At 60.3% G+C, this 21,065-nt stretch carries 20 protein-coding genes; 16 read left to right on the forward strand and 4 right to left on the reverse strand.

Features of this window, described 5'->3' with window-relative positions:
- The first annotated feature begins 1 nt into the window (after position 1).
- Genes lspA through ispH form a run of 3 tightly spaced genes read left to right on the forward strand, consistent with a single transcriptional unit; the run spans position 2 to position 1,917 of the window.
- Positions 2–511, forward strand: a complete 510-nt coding sequence (gene lspA, locus GUC32_RS03175; RefSeq protein WP_025301524.1) for a signal peptidase II — start codon at positions 2–4, stop codon at positions 509–511.
- Position 512: 1 nt separating this feature from the next.
- Positions 513–983: an FKBP-type peptidyl-prolyl cis-trans isomerase gene (gene fkpB / locus GUC32_RS03180; RefSeq protein WP_038628869.1), complete on the forward strand. Its 471-nt coding sequence runs from the start codon at positions 513–515 to the stop codon at positions 981–983.
- The gene (gene ispH, locus GUC32_RS03185) at positions 964–1,917 is read left to right on the forward strand and encodes a 4-hydroxy-3-methylbut-2-enyl diphosphate reductase (RefSeq protein ID WP_025301526.1); all 954 of its coding nucleotides are present in this window, start codon (positions 964–966) and stop codon (positions 1,915–1,917) included. Before fkpB ends, ispH begins: the two co-directional genes overlap by 20 nt.
- Before the next feature lie 272 nt (positions 1,918–2,189).
- Here ispH and GUC32_RS03190 read toward each other — a convergent pair whose 3' ends face one another.
- The gene (locus GUC32_RS03190; protein ID WP_025301527.1) at positions 2,190–3,116 is read right to left on the reverse strand and encodes a LysR family transcriptional regulator; all 927 of its coding nucleotides are present in this window, start codon (positions 3,114–3,116) and stop codon (positions 2,190–2,192) included.
- 191 nt (positions 3,117–3,307) lie between these two features.
- On the opposite strand from GUC32_RS03190, the gene pvcA reads away from it, so the two are divergent.
- From pvcA to kefC, 8 genes are all read left to right on the forward strand, one after another.
- Positions 3,308–4,306 carry an L-tyrosine isonitrile synthase gene (gene pvcA, locus GUC32_RS03195; RefSeq protein WP_369435551.1) on the forward strand — a complete coding sequence of 333 codons (999 nt, stop codon included), beginning with the start codon at positions 3,308–3,310 and terminating at the stop codon, positions 4,304–4,306.
- A gap of 62 nt (positions 4,307–4,368) precedes the next feature.
- The gene (locus GUC32_RS03200; RefSeq protein ID WP_025301529.1) at positions 4,369–5,232 is read left to right on the forward strand and encodes a TauD/TfdA family dioxygenase; all 864 of its coding nucleotides are present in this window, start codon (positions 4,369–4,371) and stop codon (positions 5,230–5,232) included.
- Positions 5,233–5,256: 24 nt separating this feature from the next.
- Positions 5,257–6,516, forward strand: a complete 1,260-nt coding sequence (locus tag GUC32_RS03205) for a glycosyltransferase (RefSeq protein WP_025301530.1) — start codon at positions 5,257–5,259, stop codon at positions 6,514–6,516.
- 263 nt (positions 6,517–6,779) lie between these two features.
- The gene (gene dapB / locus GUC32_RS03210) at positions 6,780–7,601 is read left to right on the forward strand and encodes a 4-hydroxy-tetrahydrodipicolinate reductase (RefSeq protein WP_025301531.1); all 822 of its coding nucleotides are present in this window, start codon (positions 6,780–6,782) and stop codon (positions 7,599–7,601) included.
- 470 nt (positions 7,602–8,071) lie between these two features.
- On the forward strand, positions 8,072–9,220 hold the full coding sequence (carA, locus tag GUC32_RS03215; RefSeq protein WP_369435552.1) for a glutamine-hydrolyzing carbamoyl-phosphate synthase small subunit: 1,149 nt from the start codon (positions 8,072–8,074) through the stop codon (positions 9,218–9,220).
- A gap of 16 nt (positions 9,221–9,236) precedes the next feature.
- A complete protein-coding gene (gene carB, locus GUC32_RS03220; RefSeq protein ID WP_025301533.1) occupies positions 9,237–12,461 on the forward strand; it encodes a carbamoyl-phosphate synthase large subunit in 3,225 nt (1,074 codons plus the stop codon).
- A 170-nt stretch (positions 12,462–12,631) separates the two neighbouring features.
- Entirely contained in the window at positions 12,632–13,189 is a 558-nt protein-coding gene (gene kefF / locus GUC32_RS03225) for a glutathione-regulated potassium-efflux system oxidoreductase KefF (RefSeq protein WP_025301534.1), read from the forward strand.
- Entirely contained in the window at positions 13,182–15,035 is a 1,854-nt protein-coding gene (gene kefC, locus GUC32_RS03230) for a glutathione-regulated potassium-efflux system protein KefC (RefSeq protein WP_025301535.1), read from the forward strand. Before kefF ends, kefC begins: the two co-directional genes overlap by 8 nt.
- 36 nt (positions 15,036–15,071) lie before the next feature.
- On the opposite strand, the gene GUC32_RS03235 is transcribed toward kefC, so the two are convergent.
- Entirely contained in the window at positions 15,072–15,686 is a 615-nt protein-coding gene (locus GUC32_RS03235) for a LysE family translocator (protein WP_025301536.1), read from the reverse strand.
- 127 nt (positions 15,687–15,813) lie between these two features.
- Here GUC32_RS03235 and GUC32_RS03240 point away from each other — a divergent pair, with 127 nt between their 5' ends.
- From GUC32_RS03240 to GUC32_RS03260, 5 genes are all read left to right on the forward strand, one after another.
- Positions 15,814–16,614, forward strand: coding sequence for a threonine/serine exporter ThrE family protein (locus GUC32_RS03240; RefSeq protein ID WP_025301537.1), 801 nt, complete (start codon positions 15,814–15,816; stop codon positions 16,612–16,614).
- Entirely contained in the window at positions 16,611–17,075 is a 465-nt protein-coding gene (locus GUC32_RS03245) for a threonine/serine exporter (protein ID WP_015376621.1), read from the forward strand. Before GUC32_RS03240 ends, GUC32_RS03245 begins: the two co-directional genes overlap by 4 nt.
- A gap of 143 nt (positions 17,076–17,218) precedes the next feature.
- On the forward strand, positions 17,219–17,701 hold the full coding sequence (gene folA, locus GUC32_RS03250) for a type 3 dihydrofolate reductase (RefSeq protein WP_025301539.1): 483 nt from the start codon (positions 17,219–17,221) through the stop codon (positions 17,699–17,701).
- A gap of 223 nt (positions 17,702–17,924) precedes the next feature.
- On the forward strand, positions 17,925–18,023 hold the full coding sequence (locus GUC32_RS03255) for an MYXO-CTERM sorting domain-containing protein (RefSeq protein ID WP_225735559.1): 99 nt from the start codon (positions 17,925–17,927) through the stop codon (positions 18,021–18,023).
- A gap of 65 nt (positions 18,024–18,088) precedes the next feature.
- Positions 18,089–19,771 (forward strand): PhoX family phosphatase, encoded by a 1,683-nt coding sequence (locus GUC32_RS03260; RefSeq protein WP_369435771.1) that lies wholly within the window; start codon positions 18,089–18,091, stop codon positions 19,769–19,771.
- A gap of 50 nt (positions 19,772–19,821) precedes the next feature.
- Here the strand turns inward: GUC32_RS03260 and apaH are convergent, their stop codons facing one another.
- Positions 19,822–20,673 carry a bis(5'-nucleosyl)-tetraphosphatase (symmetrical) ApaH gene (apaH, locus tag GUC32_RS03265; protein WP_043135986.1) on the reverse strand — a complete coding sequence of 284 codons (852 nt, stop codon included), beginning with the start codon at positions 20,671–20,673 and terminating at the stop codon, positions 19,822–19,824.
- 2 nt (positions 20,674–20,675) lie between these two features.
- Positions 20,676–21,053, reverse strand: coding sequence for a Co2+/Mg2+ efflux protein ApaG (apaG, locus tag GUC32_RS03270; protein ID WP_016929119.1), 378 nt, complete (start codon positions 21,051–21,053; stop codon positions 20,676–20,678).
- Positions 21,054–21,065: the final 12 nt, after the last annotated feature.

Consider the following 21,065-nt stretch of genomic DNA (forward strand, 5'->3'; position numbering starts at 1 on the left):
GATGAGTAAACCAATTTGTTCGACCGGCCTGCGTTGGCTGTGGGTTGTAGTGGCGGTGCTGGCGCTGGATTTCGGCAGCAAGCAGTGGATCCTCGCTAACTTTACGCTGGGCCAGTCCCAGCCGTTGATCCCGTCGTTCAACCTGTTTTACGCGCGCAACTACGGCGCTGCGTTCAGCTTCCTGGCCGATCACGGCGGTTGGCAGCGCTGGTTCTTCGCCGGCATCGCCATCGCCATCGTCGCGGTGCTGCTGGTGATGATGTACCGCAGCGCGGCGCAGCAGAAGCTGAACAACATTGCCTACGCCTTCATCATCGGTGGGGCGTTGGGCAACCTGTTCGATCGCCTGTGGCACGGTTTTGTGGTCGATTTCATCGACTTCTACGTCGGTGACTGGCACTACCCGACCTTCAATCTGGCGGACAGCTTTATCTGCGTGGGTGCGGCGATGATCGTGCTGGAAGGTTTCCTGTCGCCGGCGAACAAAGGCGCAAAGAGTAAAGGTGAGTAACATGACGGCTCAGATTATCAGTGACAGCGCGGTGCTGGTTCACTTTACGCTGAAACTGGAAGACGGTTCGACCGCCGAATCTACCCGCAGCAGCGGCAAACCTGCGCTGTTCCGTCTGGGTGACGGCAGCCTGTCGGCGCCGCTGGAAGCGCAGCTGCTCGGCCTGCGAGCGGGCGACAAGTGTGCCTTTACCCTGCAGCCGGAAGCGGCGTTCGGCGCGGAGAACCCGGATCTGGTCCAGTTCTTCTCGCGCCGCGACTTCGCGGAAACCGGCGTGCCGGACGTGGGCACCATCATGCTGTTTACCGCCATCGACGGCAGCGAAATGCCGGGCGTGGTGCGCGCGGTGGCGGAGGATTCAATCACCGTCGATTTCAACCATCCGCTGGCGGGCCATCCGGTGACCTTTGACATTGAAGTGCTGGAGATCGATCCGCAGCAGGAGGAGACGCATGCAAATATTGCTGGCTAACCCGCGTGGCTTCTGCGCCGGGGTTGATCGTGCGATCAGCATCGTGGAACGTGCGCTGGAGCTGTATGGCGCGCCGATCTACGTACGGCATGAAGTGGTGCACAACCGCTACGTGGTTGACAGCCTGCGTGAGCGGGGCGCCGTGTTTATCGAAGAGATCGCCGAAGTGCCGGACGGTTCTATCCTGATCTTCTCGGCGCACGGCGTGTCTCAGGCGGTACGCGCCGAAGCCAAGGCGCGCGATCTGACCATGTTGTTCGATGCCACTTGCCCATTGGTGACCAAGGTGCATATGGAAGTGGCGCGCGCCAGCCGCCGCGGCACCGAAGCGATTCTGATTGGCCATGCCGGTCATCCGGAGGTGGAAGGCACCATGGGCCAGTACAGCAACCCGAAGGGCGGCATGTACCTGGTCGAATCGCCGGAAGACGTGTGGAAGCTGCAGGTGAAAGACGAAAGCAATCTGTGCTTCATGACGCAGACCACGCTGTCGGTTGATGATACCTCGGACGTGATTGACGCGCTGCGTCAGCGCTTCCCGAGTATTATCGGTCCGCGTAAGGATGACATTTGCTACGCCACCACTAACCGTCAGGAAGCGGTGCGTAACCTGGCCGGCGATGCGGATGTGGTGCTGGTGGTGGGGTCAAAGAACTCTTCCAACTCTAACCGTCTGGCTGAACTGGCGCAGCGCGTGGGCAAACCGGCTTATCTGATCGATTCGGCGGCGGATATTCAGGAGAGCTGGCTGAGCGAAGCGCGCAATATCGGCGTTACCGCCGGCGCCTCGGCACCGGACGTGCTGGTGCAGGAGGTGATCTCTCGCCTGAAAGCGCTGGGCGGCCTGGACGTGCATGAAATCAGCGGGCGTGAAGAGAACATCGTGTTTGAAGTGCCTAAAGAGCTGCGGGTGGACGTTCGTCAGATTGACTGACATGCGCCGGCGGATGACAGCGGGGAGCTTAGGCTTCCCGTTTTTTTTGGAATCGTGCCGCGTTAAAAATAACATGCCATGCATATTCAAATTTTCTGCTAACTAAAGTCAAATTTATTCTGAGTATTTGAAATAACGTCGGTGTAATTAATTATATAGGCTGGCGAAAAGTCATTAATCAGAATATCATTAGGCTGCAATCTAAATGAAGCCCGGTGTTGGCAAAGTGATTACAATAATTACAATAATGGATGTTGCAGATGTTTCTTATTTTATTCCTGTCGAATATGTTCTACGGCCGTTAATCCCTTCTCCTGCAAATAGAGTTTCATATGTTCCAGCAACCGTCTGACTTTTAATGGCTGGATCTCCCTGCGCGGCATAATGGCATAGCAATTAATTTCCGGTAACCGCCAATCAGGCAATATTTCAATCAGCTCACCGCTGCGCAATTCACGTTCAACGTTGGCGAAGAAATTGCGAATGATCCCCTTGCCGGTCAGCGCCAACTCTTTCATCGCCATACCGCTGTTGGTGAACAAACGCCCCGTCATACGCATGCGGTGTTCGCCGCCGTCGCGATGGATAAGACGGACAAACTGCGGGTTGCCGAGCGGTGTAAAGGTGACCCAGTGGTGATGGCTCAGCGCCTGCGGTGAATCCGGCACGCCGTGGTGTGCCAGGTAGGCCGGTGAGGCGCATAACACTTCACGGCAGCGCGCCAGCCGCGTGGAAACGTAGCTGGAGTCGGCCAGCACGCCGCCACGTATCGCCAGATCGATGCGTTGCGTGATGAGGTCTATCTTCTCATCGTGGATTTCCAGTCGCAGCGTAAGCTGCGGGTGTTCATCGAGGAAGCTTTGCAGCGCCGGCACCAGATAGTGGGTGGCGAATTCAGTGGAGGTGGCGACACGCAGTTCGCCGACCAGCTCGCCACGCAGCGCGGCGATCCGTTGTTGGCCACGTTCGGCTGCGTGGATCATCAGCAGGCAATCTTCATAAAAACACAATCCTGCTTCGGTCAGACTCAATGAACGCGTCGATCGCAACAGCAATTGAATGCCCAGATGTTCCTCCAGCTGGCGAATATGTTGGCTGACGGCGGAGGTCGTCATGCCCAATTCTTTTGCCGCCATGCTGAATGCGCCGCAATCGACCACTTTTGAGAAAATGGCCATGCGTTTTAAAATATTGCTCATAGTTTGTTAAGCACAACTTAACCAAGATTGTGAATTATACGGGCTAATAATATAGCACCATCTCTTCTATATTGCCTGAAGCATATAAACGCCGGGCTGATTATTATTTTGCAGAGATTTTTTCTCTTTTTGATAAATCTTATTGCGCTTATCAATAATACACCCGCGCCACATCGCAACAGGAGCTCATTGTGGACAGCGCTCAGAAAGAAGAAATATCGTTAAAGATCCTACGTGAATTATTGCAATACCGCCGCCGTTTCCCCGGCGACGACACCTCGATCGCCGAAGAAGAACGGCGGGTCACTCAGGTGCAATTGCCGCGTATTCGGGCATTCATCGAAAACGAGCAACGTATCGAATTCGTGCTGCCGGCTTTCCCGACCAAGTCGCCCAACACCAACAAGGTGATCGGTGCGGTGCCGGACATGGCGGAGCGGCTGTCGCTGATCTTCCTCAACTCGCTGTGCCAGCGCATTCAGCTCTATTACCCGCCGGGGGCGCATATCGTTATCTGCTCCGACGGTCACGTGTTCGGCGATCTGATCCGCGTCAGCGACGACGCGATCAACCACTATCAGCGCGAGATTGAAAGCCTGCTGCATGAAGTGGGCGCGACATACCTGAGCGTGTTCAACCTCGGCGATGTCAAAGGCCTGGCGGAGCATACCGATGATTATGATCTGCTGCGCCGATTGTTGGTGGAGGGCTATGCCGAATCGGAAGAGGCGATCAAACAGCAACTGATGCAGGACGAACAGGGCCTCTTGCTGTACCGCGCCATCACGCGCTTCCTGTATGAAGACAGCCAACTGCCGGGCTACAGCGGTTCCAACGCCGCGCTGCAGAAAGACGCCAAACAGCGCGCTTGCGGCGTGATCCAGCGCAGCTGGGCCTGGGGCAATCTGCTGGCGCAGCACTTCCCGGCGGCGATCCGTCTGTCGATTCACCCGCAGCCGGTCGACAGTCTGAAAATGGGTATCCACATGATGCCGACCAAAGACGACTGGCTGACGCCGTGGCACGGCGTGGCAGCCAACGTGAACGGCCAGTTCGTGCTGATGAAACGTAAAGACGCGCAGAGCCTGGACGGCGAGCTGGTAGAGATCCGCGGCACGCCGAGCCATTACCTGATCGAACAACCGCAGATGGCCCGAGGCCGCTGCATGCTTTTGCGCCCGAAATCCTGACGGGCGCGTTTTTGACGGCACGTTGCCGTGTGAGCAGCACATTCGATGCAAGGAGAATACTGATGAACAACCAACCGCTTAATTGCCATATCCAACCGAATACCCCGTTCGGCGCGATCCTGACGCCGCAGCATCCGGGGCAAAAGATCGGCGAGCTACCGGTGGCGGCGCTGCGAGCGCTGGCGCAGGAGCACCACTTGCTGGTGCTGCGCGGATTCGACTCCGGTTTCAGCGATGGGGAGGTTCTGACGCGCTACGCCGAGCAGTGGGGCGAGATCATGATGTGGCCGTTCGGCGCGGTGCTGGACGTGAAGGAACATCCTGACGCCAAGGATCATATTTTCGACAGCAGCTACGTCCCGCTGCATTGGGATGGTATGTATAAGCCGACCATCCCCGAGTTCCAGCTGTTCCACTGCGTGGCGGCGCCGTCGCAGGACGAAGGCGGGTGCACTACCTTCGTCGATACCACGCGGCTGCTGGCCAATGCGGACGAAACGTTGCTGGATCAGTGGCTGTCGGTGTCGATCACCTACCGCATCAAGCAGGTGGTGCATTACGGCGGAGAAGTCTGTTCGCCGTTGGTGGTGCAGCACCCGAACGGCAGGGGCTTGATCATGCGCTACAATGAACCGCCGACGGAGGGGAAAAAATTCCTCAACCAGCATGCGCTGGAATATCACGGCGTGCCGGAACAACAGCAGGAACAGTTCCATCACACTCTGCAGCAGCACCTGTACGATCCGCGTCACTATTATGCCCATCAGTGGCAACAGGGCGACGTGGTGGTGGCGGACAACTTCTCGCTGCTGCACGGCCGTGAGGGCTTTACCGCTCGTTCCGCGCGTCATTTGCAGCGCGTGCATATTCAGAGCAACCCGGTGTGCGCCAATCTGGCGCTGAAGCCGGCCAACGCAGAAGCGTAAAGGAGCATTATGGCAAGGATACTGATGGCGGCGGTCGCCACTCCGGGGCACGTCTACCCGATGTTGGCCATCGCTCGCCACCTGGTTGCCCAAGGGCATCAGGTGCGGGTGATGACCGGCGCGCTGTTCCGCGAACGCGCCGAAGCGGCTGGGGCGAGCTTCGTGCCGTTCGACGCGCAGGTGGATTTCGACTATCGCCACCTGGAGGAGCATTTCCCCGAGCGCGCCGCGCTGCCGCCGGGCAATGCGCAGATGGCGCTGGCGCTGAAAGATTTCTTCGCCGCGCCGATCCCACTGTTGGATCGTCAGCTGCGTGCGGCCATCGCCGCCGAAAAGACCGATCTGCTGATGGTGGAGAACTGCTTCTACGGCGTGCTGCCGCTGCTGCAGTCCGCCGAACGGCCGCCGGTCTTCGGGATCGGCGTCACGCCGCTGTCGTATTCTTCGCGCGACGCCATTTTCTATGGCCCGCGCATCCCGCCGGCGCTGCTGCCGCGGGCGCTGACCCGCGAGCAATTGGTGGATGAAGCGACGCGGGTGTTGCTTGATGAGGTGCAGCAAAGCTTTGATGCCGCGCTGGTGCAAGCGGGCGGGCGGCCGCTGAATCGCCCGTTTACCGATGCGCTGATCGGCGGCTGCGAGCGTTTCCTGCAGTTGGCCACCACGGCGCTGGAATATGAGCGCGACGACCTGCCGAGCGGTGTGCGCTTCGTCGGGCCGCTGCGCAGCGGTGGTCAACCGGCCGCGGAAGAGGCGCTGTGGGAGGAGGACGATCGTCGGCCGCTGGTGATCGTGTCTCAGGGCACGCTGGCCAATGTCGATCTGCATCAGCTGATCGTGCCGACGCTGCAGGCGCTGGCGCATCTGCCGGTGCGGGTGTTGGCCACCACCGGCGGGCGAGCGACCGAAGGGCTGATGGACGCGTTGCCGGACAACGCCCGAGTGCGGGCGTTCATCTCCTTCGAACACTGGTTACCGCAGGCGGCGCTGCTGATCACCAACGGCGGTTACGGCTCGATCAACTATGCGCTGGACAGCGGCGTGCCGCTGATTGTCGCCGGCACCGGCGAGGACAAGCTGGAGGCGGCCGCGCGCGTGGTGGCCGCCGGCTGCGGCATCAGTCTGCACACCAGCACGCCGAGCGCAGAACAGATCCTGGCGGCGGCGTCGCGTATTCTGCAGCAGCCGATCTATCGGCAACGCGCAGCGCTGGTGCGTGAGGACTATGCCCGCCACGATGCGCTCACGGCGATCGCCAACGAAGTGGCCGCCATTACCGCCTGACCTCGCAGTGTTCCTTTCCCCAGGCGCCGTTTTCGGCGCCTTTTTTCTGCATTTTCTTGCCATGGAAACTGCATGATTATGTACAATCGTCGCAGGCCGCCAAATCGGTTGAATGTTAATCTCACGACAGCGCCGCTGATGAAAGCGGGGGAATATCATAATTTTCTAATTATGAAATGAATCCTCTGGCGACGCTGAAGTGGGACGGTTACCCTGAATCGATAGCCTAATGGGATAGGCGTCAAAACAAGAAGAGAGCAAGCATGAGTGATTCACAAATCCGCATTGCGATTGCGGGCGCCGGCGGCCGGATGGGCCGTCAGTTGATCCAGGCGGTGCAGCAGGCGGAAGGCGTGGTGTTGGGAGCGGCGCTGTCGCGCCCGGGTTCAAGCCTGATCGGCGTCGACGCCGGCGAGCTGGCGGGCATCGGCGCGCTGGGCGTCAAGGTGAGCGACAGTCTGGATAACGTGGCGAGCGAGTTCGACATTCTGATCGACTTCACCCGCCCTGAAAGCACCCTGGGCTACCTGGAATTTTGCGTGGCGCACCATAAGGCGATGGTGATTGGTACCACCGGCTTTGATGACGCCGGCAAGCAGGCGATCCGCGATGCGGCGCAGCATATCGGCATCGTGTTCGCCGCCAACTTCAGCGTCGGCGTCAACCTGGTGCTGAAACTGCTTGAGAAGGCCGCGCAGGTGATGGGCGACTATACCGATATCGAAATCGTTGAGGCGCACCATCGCCACAAAGTGGATGCGCCGTCGGGCACGGCGTTGGCCATGGGCGAAGCGATCGCCGGCGCGCTGGGGCGCGATTTGAAAAGCTGTGCGGTCTATGCGCGCGAAGGCCATACCGGCGAACGCGATCCGAAAAGCATCGGCTTTGCCACCATTCGCGCCGGCGACATCGTCGGCGAGCACACCGCGATGTTCGCCGACATCGGTGAACGGGTGGAAATCACCCATAAGGCCTCAAGCCGTATGACTTTTGCCAGCGGCGCGGTGCGCGCGGCTTCCTGGTTGCATAACCGGGATAAAGGCCTGTTTGATATGCGCGATGTGCTAAGTTTGGACCAGATATAACTAAATTGAATACCATCGTGATGTGGTTGTGTTGATCATAATGCTATGATAATAGGGCAATAATTTTATTGTCCTTTTTTTTAACATGATAAATATTATGTTTTGTTTACTTTGTCATTGAAGTGGTTGTTTTTGTGTGTTTATCCTGCTGATTACCTCCGTTTTTTCCGCTTACAGCTTTTTTAGCGTCTTTTTCGTCCCATTCTGGCCGCGTTTTCCGTCATTCTTCCCCGCAACCGTTTCCTAGCCCCGGTTTTCTGTGTTTTTATCGCCGCTCACGCCGCATGAGCGCCGAGAACTGCAAAAATAAAACAAAAATTGGCAGTTTGGGTAGACAAGCCAGGCACTCATCATTAAAATGCGCCCAATTTGCCAAAAATTGGCCTCGCGGACGGTTTTTGCATTGATTTAGATCGCGATATCTGAATTAATATGCAAATATTGTGATTGATTATTCCTCGGAGGATGTTTTGATAAAGTCAGCGCTATTGGTTCTGGAAGACGGAACCCAATTCCACGGTCGGGCCATCGGGGCAGAGGGAGCGGCAGTGGGGGAAGTGGTCTTCAATACGTCGATGACCGGTTATCAAGAAATCCTCACTGATCCTTCCTATTCCCGCCAGATCGTTACTCTTACTTATCCTCATATCGGCAATGTCGGCACCAATGCTTCCGACGAAGAATCCTCCGCAGTACACGCCCAAGGCCTCGTCATTCGTGACCTCCCGCTGATCGCCAGCAACTACCGCAGTGAAGAAAGCCTGTCCGACTACCTCAAGCGTCACAACATCGTGGCGATCGCCGATATCGATACCCGTAAATTGACCCGCCTGCTGCGCGAAAAAGGCGCCCAGAACGGCTGCATCGTTGCCGCCGATTCGCCGGACGCCGCGCTGGCCCTGGCCAAGGCGCAAGGCTTCCCGGGGTTGAAGGGCATGGATTTGGCGAAAGAGGTCACCACTCAAGAGGCCTACAGCTGGCAGCAAGGCAGCTGGACGCTTGAAGGCGATCTGCCGGAAGCCAAAACCGCCGCGGAACTGCCGTTCCACGTGGTGGCTTACGACTACGGCGCCAAGCGCAACATCTTGCGCATGCTGGTGGATCGCGGCTGCCGCCTGACCGTGGTGCCGGCGCAGACCCCAGCCGACGAAGTGCTGAAAATGAATCCGGACGGCATCTTCCTGTCCAACGGCCCGGGCGACCCGGAGCCGTGCGACTACGCCATCGCCGCCATCAAACAGTTCCTGGAAACCGACATTCCGGTGTTCGGCATCTGTCTGGGTCACCAGCTGCTGGCGCTGGCCAGCGGGGCGAAAACCATGAAGATGAAGCTCGGCCACCACGGCGGCAACCACCCGGTGAAGGATCTGGACAACAACACCGTGATGATCACCGCGCAGAACCACGGCTTTGCGGTAGATGAAAACAACCTGCCGGCGAATCTGCGCGTGACGCACAAATCGCTGTTCGACCACACGGTGCAGGGCATTCACCGCACCGACAAGGCGGCGTTCAGCTTCCAGGGGCACCCGGAAGCCAGCCCAGGCCCGCACGACGCCGCGCCGCTGTTCGATCACTTTATCGAACTGATTGAGACTTACCGTTCTAACGCCAAATAATCAGGAGCAGTAAAAAATGCCAAAACGTACAGACATAAAAAGCATCCTGATCCTCGGCGCGGGTCCGATCGTTATCGGCCAGGCGTGTGAGTTCGACTACTCGGGCGCCCAGGCGTGTAAAGCGCTGCGCGAAGAGGGCTACCGCGTCATTCTGGTCAACTCCAACCCGGCGACCATCATGACCGACCCGGAGATGGCCGACGCGACCTACATTGAGCCGATCCACTGGGAAGTGGTGCGCAAGATCATCGAAAAAGAGCGCCCGGATGCGGTGCTGCCGACCATGGGCGGCCAGACGGCGCTGAACTGCGCGCTGGAGCTGGAGCGTCAGGGCGTGCTGGCCGAGTTCGGCGTCACCATGATCGGCGCGACCGCCGATGCCATCGACAAGGCCGAAGACCGCCGCCGTTTCGACGTGGCGATGAAGAAAATCGGTTTGGATACCGCGCGTTCCGGCATCGCGCACACCATGGAAGAAGCGCTGGCGGTAGCCGCTGACGTCGGCTTCCCGTGCATTATCCGTCCTTCCTTTACCATGGGCGGCACCGGCGGCGGCATCGCTTACAACCGCGAAGAGTTCGAAGAGATCTGCGAACGCGGTCTGGACCTGTCGCCGACCAACGAGCTGCTGATCGACGAATCGCTGATCGGTTGGAAAGAGTACGAGATGGAAGTGGTGCGTGATAAGAACGACAACTGCATCATCGTTTGCTCCATCGAAAACTTCGACGCCATGGGCATCCACACCGGCGACTCGATCACCGTTGCGCCGGCCCAGACCCTGACCGACAAGGAATACCAAATCATGCGCAACGCCTCGATGGCGGTGCTGCGTGAGATCGGCGTTGAAACCGGCGGCTCCAACGTGCAGTTCTCGGTTAACCCGAAAACCGGCCGCCTGATCGTCATCGAGATGAACCCGCGCGTGTCGCGCTCTTCGGCGCTGGCGTCGAAAGCCACCGGCTTCCCGATCGCTAAGATCGCCGCCAAACTGGCAGTGGGCTATACCCTCGATGAGCTGATGAACGACATCACCGGCGGCCGCACTCCGGCGTCGTTCGAGCCGTCCATCGACTACGTCGTGACCAAGATCCCGCGCTTCAACTTCGAGAAGTTCGCCGGCGCCAACGATCGCCTGACTACCCAGATGAAGTCGGTCGGCGAAGTGATGGCCATCGGCCGCACTCAGCAGGAGTCGCTGCAGAAAGCGCTGCGCGGTCTGGAAGTGGGCGCCACCGGCTTCGATCCGAAAGTGAGCCTGGACGATCCGGAAGCGCTGACCAAAATCCGCCGCGAGCTGAAAGACGCCGGTTCCGACCGCATCTGGTACATCGCCGACGCCTTCCGCGCCGGTCTGTCGGTCGACGGCGTCTTCAACCTGACCAACGTCGATCGCTGGTTCCTGGTGCAGATTGAAGAGCTGGTGCGCCTGGAAGAGCAGGTAGCCGAAGCGGGCATCAACGGCCTGGACAAAGACTTCCTGCGCACGTTGAAGCGCAAGGGCTTCGCCGATGCGCGTCTGGCCAAGCTAGCCGGTGTCGCCGAGAGCGAAATTCGCAAGCTGCGTCACAGCCACGGTCTGCATCCGGTGTACAAGCGCGTGGATACCTGCGCGGCGGAATTCGCCACCGACACCGCCTACATGTACTCCACCTATGAAGAAGAGTGCGAGTCCAACCCGACCAACGACCGGCCGAAAGTGATGGTGTTGGGCGGCGGGCCGAACCGTATCGGCCAAGGCATCGAGTTCGACTACTGCTGCGTGCACGCCTCTCTGGCGCTGCGCGAAGACGGTTACGAGACCATCATGGTCAACTGTAACCCGGAAACCGTCTCCACCGACTACGACACCTCGGACCGCCTGTACTTTGAGCCGGTGACCCTGGAAGACGTGCTGGAAATCGTGCGCATCGAGAAACCAAAAGGCGTTATCGTACAGTACGGCGGCCAGACCCCGCTGAAGCTGGCGCGTGAGCTGGAAGCCGCAGGCGTGCCGATCATCGGTACCAGCCCGGACGCCATCGACCGTGCCGAAGACCGCGAACGCTTCCAGCAGGCGGTCAACCGCCTGGGCCTGAAGCAGCCGGCCAACGCCACCGTTACCGCCATCGAGCAGGCGGTCGAGAAGGCGGCGGGCATCGGCTATCCGCTGGTAGTGCGTCCTTCCTACGTGCTGGGCGGCCGGGCGATGGAAATCGTCTATGACGAAACCGACCTGCGCCGTTATTTCCAGACCGCGGTCAGCGTGTCCAACGATGCGCCGGTGTTGCTGGACCGCTTCCTGGACGACGCGGTGGAAGTGGACGTCGATGCTATCTGCGACGGCGAGCGCGTGCTGATTGGCGGCATCATGGAGCACATCGAGCAGGCGGGCGTGCACTCCGGCGACTCCGCGTGCTCACTGCCGGCGTACACCCTGAGCCAGGAAATTCAGGACGTGATGCGTCGCCAGGTGGAAAAACTGGCGTTCGAGCTGCAGGTGCGCGGTCTGATGAACGTGCAGTTCGCGGTGAAAGACAACGAAGTCTACCTGATTGAAGTCAACCCGCGCGCCGCGCGTACCGTGCCGTTCGTGTCCAAAGCGACCGGCGTGCCGCTGGCCAAAGTGGCCGCGCGCGTGATGGCGGGCAAAACGCTGGTTGAGCAGGGCGTGACCGAAGAAATTATCCCGCCGTACTACTCGGTGAAAGAAGTGGTGCTGCCGTTCAACAAATTCCCGGGCGTCGACCCGATTCTGGGGCCGGAAATGCGCTCTACCGGGGAAGTGATGGGCGTAGGCCGCACCTTCGCGGAAGCCTTCTCCAAAGCGATGCTGGGCAGCAACTCGGGCATGAAGAAGCAGGGCCGCGCGCTGCTGTCGGTGCGCGAAGGCGATAAAGCCCGCGTGGTCGATTTGGCCGCCAGCCTGCTGAAGCAGGGCTTCGAGTTGGATGCCACCCACGGCACCGCGGTGGTGCTGGGCGAAGCGGGCATCAACCCGCGTCTGGTCAACAAGGTGCACGAAGGGCGTCCGCATATTCAAGACCGTATCAAGAACGGCGAGTACACCTACATCGTCAACACCACGGCAGGCCGCCAGGCGATTGAGGACTCCAAGCTGATTCGCCGCAGCGCCCTGCAGTACAAGGTGCACTACGACACCACGCTGAACGGCGGCTTTGCCACCGCGATGGCGCTGAAAGCGGATCCGACCGAGCAGGTGACTTCGGTGCAGGAAATGCACGCGCGTATCGGCAAATAACCGCGCGAGAACGTTATGCCAGGGCGCTGCAGATGCAGCGCCTTTTTTTATTCAGCGAATTTGTCGGCTGGTGTTAAAAATTTCCGCTATCAATCAGTGGGCAAACTGTCACTCTGTGTGATTGGTATATGCTTGGTGTATTGGCAAGAAACGAAGGAACGACGATAACAATGATTCTGATAATTTATGCTCACCCGTATCCCCGGCATTCGCATGCCAATCAGCGCCTGCTGCAGGCGGTGAGGGATCTCCCCGAGGTAGAGGTGCGCTCGCTGTATGAGCTGTACCCCGATTTCAATATCGATATCAACGCCGAGCAACAGGCGCTGGAGCGCGCCGACCTGGTGGTGCTGCAGCATCCGATGCAGTGGTACAGCTTCCCGCCGCTGTTGAAGCTGTGGATCGACAAAGTGCTGGAGCACGGCTGGGCCTACGGCCACGACGGCAATGCGCTGGTGGGTAAAGACTGCCTGTGGGCAGTGACCAGCGGCGGCGACGAGCACCACTTCGAGCTGGGCGACTTTCCTAACTTCGCTACGCTGGCGCAGCCGCTGCAGGCTACGGCGATCTATTGCGGCATGAACTGGCAACCTTATTTCGCCGTGCACAACACCTTTACCTGCAACGAGCCGGCGCTGCTGGCCGCCGGCGAAGCCTACCGCCAGCGGTTGGTTGACTACCTGATGGAACATGCCGAAGCGGAAACCCGGGAGGCCAGCCATGGATAACCATCACATGATGATCGAGGGACTGATCTACCTCGGCTCCGCGGCGCTGTTCGTGCCGATCGCGGTGCGACTGGGGCTGGGCTCGGTGCTTGGCTACCTGATCGCCGGCTGTATTATCGGCCCCTGGGGGCTGAAGCTGGTGTCGGATGCCGAGTCGATCCTGACCTTCGCCGAGATCGGCGTGGTGCTGATGCTGTTTATCATCGGCCTGGAGCTGGATCCCAAGCGGCTGTGGACGCTGCGCGCCTCGGTGTTCGGCGGCGGCAGCATCCAAATGGTGGGCTGTGGCCTGGCGCTGAGCGCCTTCTGTTACTTCCTCGGCCTCAACTGGAAGGTGGCGCTGCTGATCGGTTTGACGCTGGCGCTTTCATCTACCGCCATCGCCATGCAGGCGATGAGCGAACGTAATTTGACGCCGTCGCCAATCGGCCGCAGTGCGTTTGCGGTGCTGCTGTTCCAGGATATCGCGGCGATCCCGCTGGTGGCGATGATCCCGCTGCTCGCCAGCAGCGGCGCCACCACCACGCTGGGCGCTTTCGTACTGTCGGCGGCCAAGGTGGTGGGCGCGTTGACGATGGTGGTGCTGCTCGGCCGCTACGTCACCCGCCCGCTGCTGCACTTTGTCGCCCGTTCGGGCATGCGCGAGGTGTTCAGCGCCGTGGCGCTGTTCCTGGTGTTCGGTTTTGGCATCCTGCTGGAGATGGCCGGACTGTCGATGGCGATGGGGGCGTTCCTCGCCGGGGTACTGCTGGCGAGCTCGGAATACCGTCACGCGCTGGAGAGCGATATTCAGCCGTTCAAGGGGTTGCTGCTGGGGCTGTTCTTTATCGGCGTTGGCATGTCGATTGACTTCGGCACCCTGTTCCATCACCCGCTGCTGATCGCCTCGCTGCTGCTGGGCTTTATGTTGATCAAGGCGGCGCTGCTGTGGCTGATTGGGCCGCTGCTCGGGGTGCCGAAGCGCCAGCGCGGCCTGTTCGCCATTCTGCTGGGCCAGGGCAGTGAGTTTGCCTTTGTGATTTTCAGCGCCGCGCAGCTGGCCGGCGTATTGCCGGTCGAATGGGCCAAGTCGCTGACGCTGGCGGTAGCGCTGTCGATGGCGGCCACGCCGCTGTTGTTGGTGATCGCCGCGCAGCTGGAAAAAAATGCGCCGAAAGAGGAGCGCCCGGCTGACGTCATCGACGACGAGAATGCCAGCGTGATCATTGCCGGCTTCGGCCGTTTCGGCCAGATCGCCGGCCGTTTGCTGTTGGCCAACGGCGTGCACACCGTGGTACTGGATCACGATCCGGACCATATTGAAACGCTGCGCAAATTCGACACCAAGGTGTTTTACGGCGACGCCACGCGGGCCGATCTGCTGGAGGCCGCCGGCGCCGCTCACGCCAAGGTGCTGATCAACGCCATCGACGATGTGGAAGACAGCCTGGCGTTAACCGAGCTGGCCAGGCAGCACTTCCCGCATCTGAAGGTGGTGGCGCGGGCGCGCGACGTCGATCACTGGTATCAGCTGCGGCAGCTAGGGGTGGAAAAACCGGAGCGCGAAACTTTCGAAAGCTCGCTGCGCATCGGCCGTGAAACGCTGGAACTGCTGGGGCTGGACGCCTATGAGGCGCGCGAGAAGGCGGACACGTTCCGCCGCTATAACCTGAAGATGCTGGAAGACACGCTGGAGAATTATCAGGATACTGAATTCCGTATCGCCAGCCTGCAGCGAGCCAAGGAGATGCTCAGTGCGGCCATCGAGCAGGATCAGAATCGGCTGTCGCGGGTGCAGCAGACCGGCTGGCGCGGCAGTATCGACGGCAAGGCGCCGGAAGATGAGGTGGTGGAAGCCAAAGGATAACAGCAGGGGCGCCGTAATGGCGCCCCGTTTTTTTGCTTAGCTCAACGCGACCTTGATCCCTAAGGCGATCAGCATGCCGCCCAGCAATTTGTCGACGACCTTCTGCGTCTTTTCCAGCCCGCGGCGCACCGGCCCGCTTTGGATCAGGAACACCAGCAGCGGCCACCAGATGACCGACAGGCCGAGAATAATCCCCGCGTACCACAGCTTGTCGCCCAGGCCGGAATCGATCTGCAGCACCTGGGTAAATACCGCCAGGAAGAACAGGGTGGCTTTCGGGTTCAGCAGGTTGCACAGGTAGCCTTGCGCAAAGGCGCTCTTCAGGCTGACCTGCTGCTGCGGCAGATTGCTGACGTTCATTTTGCCGCCGCCGCGCGACAGCAGCGCCTGGATGCCGATCCACACCAGATAGACCGCCCCGGCGTATTTCAGCAGGTTAAACAGCCACGGCGTGGTGGTGATCACCACCGCCAGCCCGGCGACGCAGTAGGACATGTGGGTGGCGACACCGCATATCACGCCGAATGCGGTCATCATGGCGGCTAGCCGAGGATAGCGGGCGGCGTTTTTGATCACCAGGAAAAAATCCGGGCCGGGGGAGAGCATGCCGAGGGCGGCAATGCCGGCGACGAACAGCGAAGTTTCAAGCATGGGAGCGTCTCGCGCAAAAGACAGAGTTCTGGCGATAATAACGCCGCTTCCTCTGATGCGCATCAACCCAATGAGGTATTGTTAGGCTCTATGATAATAATTCATCTACCGCCAGCGACGGAGCACCATGCAGCAGACTACCGCCACAGAGAGGCCGGAGCCGCACCGGCAACAGCGTGAAATTACCCGCTTGTGCATTCAATGCGCGCTGCTGCTGTTGCAGCACGGCGCCGAGAGCACGGTGGTGGAACAGCTGTCGACCCGCCTGGGGTTGGCGCTGGGGATGGACAGCGTGGAAAGTTCAATCTCCGCCAATGCGGTGGTGTTGACCACCCTCAGCCACGGCGCCTGCCTGACCACCACCCGCAAGAATGTCGATCGCGGCATCAATATGCAGGTGGTGACCGAAGTGCAGCATATCGTGATCCTCGCCGAGCATCGCCTGGCGGATGCGCACGACGTGGCGCGTCGCTTTGAAAGGATCCGGCCGCTGCGCTACCCGCGCTGGCTGGTGGTGCTGATGGTGGGGTTGTCCTGCGGGTGTTTCAGCATGCTCAACGGTGGCGGCGGCGACGCCTTTTTGGTGACCTTTATCGCCAGCGGCGCGGCGATGCTGGTGCGCCAGATCCTCACCGCCCGCCAGATGAATCCGCTGATCAATTTTTGCCTGACGGCGTTTGTCGCTACGTCGATATCTGGGCTGCTGCTGCGCCTACCGGCGTTTAAAGAGACCTCGAGCGTGGCGATGGCCGCCAGCGTGCTGTTGCTGGTGCCGGGCTTCCCGCTGATCAACGCAGTGGCCGATATGTTTAAGGGGCACGTCAACACCGGGCTGGCGCGCTGGGCGATGGCCAGCCTGCTGACGCTGGCGACCTGCATCGGGGTGGTGATGGCGATGTCGCTGTGGGATCTGCGGGGGTGGTCATGAATCTGCTGTGGGCATTGTTGCAGGAGATGCTGTTGGCGGCGGTACCGGCGCTGGGCTTCGCCATGGTGTTCAACGTACCGCTGCGCGCGCTGCGCTATTGCGCGTTGCTCGGGGCAATCGGGCGCGGCTCGCGCATGTTGATGATGCACGCTGGCATGAATATCGAGTGGGCGTCGCTGCTGGCGGCGATCCTGATCGGTATCATCGGCATCTACTGGTCGCGCTGGCTGTTGGCGCATCCGAAGGTATTCACCGTGGCGGCGGTGATCCCGATGTTCCCCGGCATTTCCGCCTATACCGCGATGATAACTGTGGTAGAGATCTCGCATCTTGGCTACAGCGAAGCCTTGATGGAGACCATGATCACCAACTTCCTCAAGGCCAGTTTCATCGTCGGCGCGTTGTCGATCGGCCTGTCGTTACCGGGCCTGTGGCTGTATCGCAAACGCCCCGGCGTGTGAAATTTCCCGGCGGGCGATCGTTGGTTATTAGATATGCTGATAAGAGCTATCTTATATATTCATCTTGCTTGATTAGCCTATCGACGGCACTCAGGCCTTTACGTATAGTGTCACCAATTTTGCTGCCTACACAGGGTTAAACAATGATTATCAGCCTGATCGCTGCCTTGGCGGCGGATCGCGTTATTGGCATGGAAAACGCCATGCCGTGGCACCTGCCGGCGGACCTGGCGTGGTTTAAACGCAACACGTTGAATAAGCCGGTTATTATGGGCCGCAAGACCTTCGAGTCCATCGGCCGCCCGCTGCCGGGCCGCCACAATATCGTTTTGAGCAGCCGCCCAGGTAATGCCGCCGGGGTGACCTGGGTGACCTCGCTGGATGAGGCGCTGGCCGCCGCGGGTGAGGTGGAAGAAGTGATGGTGATCGGCGGTGGGCGCATCTATACCCAGCTGCTGCCGCGCGCCGATCGCCTGTACCTGACGCACATCGACGCCGAAGTCGGCGGTGATACTCACTTCCCGGATTACGAGCCGGACGAGTGGGAAACCACGTTCAGCGAATTCCACGACGCCGACGAGCTGAATTCGCACAGCTACTGCTTCGAAATCCTGCAGCGCCGCTGATTTCAGCGCGTTAGCCAGCTATCCCCGGGGGCGCAAGCAATTGCGCCCCCGGTCTTTTTGCGCCGGTCATTCGTAACCTTTCCGTCACATTACCTGATTAGTATGAAGCCCAACTCCGAGCGCCACGGCAACTCTGGTGAATCTTGACCGCGGCGCCATAACTAAAAAGGTAACCACGTTATGACCAAGCAAATTGAGCAATTAGACGCCGACCGCCTGATCGATCCCACTCGCCGCAAGCTGCTGCTCGGCAGCGCCGGCGCCGTCGGCCTGGCCGGTTTTCTCGGCGGCGGCATCTGGTCGGTCTCCGCCGAGGCGTTAGCCGAGGATCTGCCGCCGAACACGCTGCTGGGTTTCCGGGGCATCGCCGCGTCTACCGCCGATGAAGTGACGATAGCGCCAGGCTACCGCGCCGAGGTGCTGATCTCCTGGGGCGAGCCGCTGGTGGACGGCGCGCCGGCCTTCGATCCTCAGGGCAACAACAGCGCCGCCGATCAGGAAAAACAGTTTGGCGACAACAACGATGGCATGAGCTTCTTCCCTATCGATGACAATCACGGCGTGATGGCCATCAATAACGAATACGTTAACGAGCAGTACCTGTTCGCCCACGGCGGCGCCAAGGCCACCAGCCTGGAAGAGGTGCGCAAATCGCAGGCGGCGCACGGCGTCTCCATTGTCGCGGTCAAGCGGGTCGGCGACGGCCAGCGCTGGGCGGTGGAGCGCCCGTCGCGCTATAACCGCCGCATCACCGCCAACAGCGAGATGCAATTCAGCGGCCCGGCCGCCGGACATCCGCTGTTGCAGACCGCCGCCGATCCGAGCGGCCGCAAGGTGCTGGGCACCTTCGGCAATTGCGCCAACGGCAAGACGCCGTGGGGCACCTACCTGACCTGCGAGGAAAACTTCGACACCTATTTCGGCACCCGTCAGGCCGATTATCGAACCACGCCGGAACAGAAGCGCTACACGCTGAAGGTCAACGAACCGGAGCGCAACTGGCCGGGCTATGACGAGCGCTTCGATGTGGCGAAGAATCCCAACGAATTCAACCGCCACGGCTGGATCGTGGAGATCGATCCGTTGAATCCGACCTCGACGCCCATCAAGCTCACCGCGCTCGGCCGCTTCAAACATGAAAACGCGGCGGTGACCGTGGCCAAAGACGGCCGTCTGGTGGTGTATATGGGCGACGACGAGCGCGGTGAACATATCTATAAGTACGTTTCCAAAGGCGTGGTCGACGCCGCCAATCCGGCCAACAATCGCACGCTGCTGGACGAGGGAACGCTGTACGTGGCGCAGTTCGACGGCGACGAAGCCGGCACGCTGCTGAAGGGCAAAGGGCGCTGGATTGCGCTCGAGTTCGGCAAGAACGGCCTGACGCCGGAGAACGGCTTCCGCGACGAGGCCGAAGTGCTGATCTTCGCCCGCAAGGCGGCGCAACAGGTCGGCGCCACCAAGATGGATCGCCCTGAGTGGATCGCGGTCAACCCGCATGACGGGCGCGCGTACTGCACGCTGACCAACAACAGCAAGCGCGGCGAGGAAGGGATGCCGTTGAACGCCGCCAACCCGCGACCGAACAATATCTACGGCCAAATCATTCGCTGGGACGAGGGCGGCGACGCCACCGCCGACGTCTTCGCCTGGGACATCTATGCGTTGTGCGGCAACCCGATCGCCCACCCCGAAGGCGTCAACCGCGGCACGCCGAATATCACGGCGGAAAATACCTTCAACAGCCCGGACGGGCTGGGCTTCGATCGCGCCGGCCGCCTGTGGATCCTCACCGATGGCAAGTACAGCAACAAGGGCGATTACGTCGGGCAGGGCAACAACCAGATGCTGGTGGGCGATCCGGTCAGCGGCGAGATCCGCCGTTTCATGGTGGGGCCAAAGTCCTGCGAACTGACCGGCCTCACCTTCACCCCGGACTACAAGACGATGTTCGTCAACGTACAGCATCCGGGAGAAGAGGGCGATTCGCACTTCCCGAACAACAGCCCGCGCCCGCGTTCATCGGTGTTGATGATCACGCGTGAAGATGGCGGAGTGATTGGAGCGTAAGGCGGCAATCAATACAGAACAAAGGCGGCCACCGGGCCGCCTTTATCGTTTCAGGATGCGGCTAATCTGCCGGCGTGGTCAGGCGCTTCGCCGCGATTGGCGGGTTGCGTGAAGTAACGGCGGTCTTCCCAGCGCAGCATCGTCAGATCGCCGCCCCAGCAGCAGCCGGTATCCAGCCCGATCACGCCCTCCGGCGTACCCTTGCCTTCCAGCGAGGCCCAGTGGCCGAAGATGATGGTGTATTCCGGATCCACCAGGCGCGGCAGCTCGAACCACGGTTTCAGCGGCGCCGGCGCGCTGCCCGGCGCATCTTTGCAGATCATGTCGAGCTGGCCGTTGGGGAAGCAGTAGCGCATGCGCGTCAGCGCATTGGTGCTGAAACGCAGGCGCGCCAGGCCGCTCAGCTCCGGCGCCCAGTTGTTCGGCATGTCGCCGTACATGGCGTCGAGGAACAGCGGATAGCTGTCGCTGCTCAATACCGCCTCCACTTCGCGTGCGCACATTTTCGCGGTGTCGATGTCCCACTGCGGGGTGATGCCGGCGTGGGCCATCACCAGCTTTTGCTCATCATCCACCTGCAGCACCGGTTGGCGGCGCAGCCAATTGATCAGCTCGTCGGCGTCCGGCGCTTCCAGCAGCGGCGTGATGCGATCTTTGGGTTTGTTGCGGCTAATGCCGGCGTAAACCGCCAGCAGGTGCAGATCGTGGTTGCCCAGCACCATGCGCACCGCCGGGCCGAGCGAGCGCACATAGCGCAGCACGTCCAGCGAGGCGGGGCCGCGCGCCACCAGATCGCCGGTCAGCCACAGTTGATCGCGCTCGGGATCGAAAGCAGCCTGAGCCAGCAGCGACTTCAGTTCATCGAAACAGCCGTGAACGTCGCCGATAAGGTATGTCGACATAGTTAATGGATCAGCGTTGGAATGGCTAAGCGGAACACGGGAATAGCGGTGCGGAACGGCTGACCCTGATGGTCCACCATTTCGTAATGGCCTTCCATGGTGCCCAGCGGCGTTTCCAGAATGGCGCCGCTGGTGTACTGAAACTCGCCACCGGGCGGAATGACGGGCTGTTCGCCGATCACGCCTTCGCCCTGGACTTCGGTCTGACGGCCGTTGCTGTTGGTGATCAGCCAGTAACGGCCCAACAGTTGCACGTCGGTCCGCCCCAGATTGCGGATGGTGATGGTATAGGCGAAGACGTAACGCTCTTCTTCAGGGATCGACTGTGATTCCACATAGATGCTCTGAACCTGAATACACACGCGGGGCGAATCAATCATGACAACAACTCC

The organism is Serratia sp. NGAS9 (genome assembly GCF_009905295.1).
Classification (GTDB): Bacteria; Pseudomonadota; Gammaproteobacteria; order Enterobacterales; family Enterobacteriaceae; genus Serratia; species Serratia bockelmannii.

Bases quoted from the DNA above. Each gene is read 5' to 3' on its own strand.
- lspA (WP_025301524.1), top strand. From the start codon at position 2: ATGAGTAAACCAATTTGTTCGACCGGCCTGCGTTGGCTGTGGGTTGTA.
- fkpB (WP_038628869.1), top strand. From the start codon at position 513: ATGACGGCTCAGATTATCAGTGACAGCGCGGTGCTGGTTCACTTTACG.
- ispH (WP_025301526.1), top strand. From the start codon at position 964: ATGCAAATATTGCTGGCTAACCCGCGTGGCTTCTGCGCCGGGGTTGAT.
- GUC32_RS03190 (WP_025301527.1), bottom strand. From the start codon at position 3,116: ATGAGCAATATTTTAAAACGCATGGCCATTTTCTCAAAAGTGGTCGAT.
- GUC32_RS03200 (WP_025301529.1), top strand. From the start codon at position 4,369: ATGAACAACCAACCGCTTAATTGCCATATCCAACCGAATACCCCGTTC.
- GUC32_RS03205 (WP_025301530.1), top strand. From the start codon at position 5,257: ATGGCGGCGGTCGCCACTCCGGGGCACGTCTACCCGATGTTGGCCATC.
- dapB (WP_025301531.1), top strand. From the start codon at position 6,780: ATGAGTGATTCACAAATCCGCATTGCGATTGCGGGCGCCGGCGGCCGG.
- carB (WP_025301533.1), top strand. From the start codon at position 9,237: ATGCCAAAACGTACAGACATAAAAAGCATCCTGATCCTCGGCGCGGGT.
- kefF (WP_025301534.1), top strand. From the start codon at position 12,632: ATGATTCTGATAATTTATGCTCACCCGTATCCCCGGCATTCGCATGCC.
- kefC (WP_025301535.1), top strand. From the start codon at position 13,182: ATGGATAACCATCACATGATGATCGAGGGACTGATCTACCTCGGCTCC.
- GUC32_RS03235 (WP_025301536.1), bottom strand. From the start codon at position 15,686: ATGCTTGAAACTTCGCTGTTCGTCGCCGGCATTGCCGCCCTCGGCATG.
- GUC32_RS03240 (WP_025301537.1), top strand. From the start codon at position 15,814: ATGCAGCAGACTACCGCCACAGAGAGGCCGGAGCCGCACCGGCAACAG.
- GUC32_RS03245 (WP_015376621.1), top strand. From the start codon at position 16,611: ATGAATCTGCTGTGGGCATTGTTGCAGGAGATGCTGTTGGCGGCGGTA.
- folA (WP_025301539.1), top strand. From the start codon at position 17,219: ATGATTATCAGCCTGATCGCTGCCTTGGCGGCGGATCGCGTTATTGGC.
- apaH (WP_043135986.1), bottom strand. From the start codon at position 20,673: ATGTCGACATACCTTATCGGCGACGTTCACGGCTGTTTCGATGAACTG.
- apaG (WP_016929119.1), bottom strand. From the start codon at position 21,053: ATGATTGATTCGCCCCGCGTGTGTATTCAGGTTCAGAGCATCTATGTG.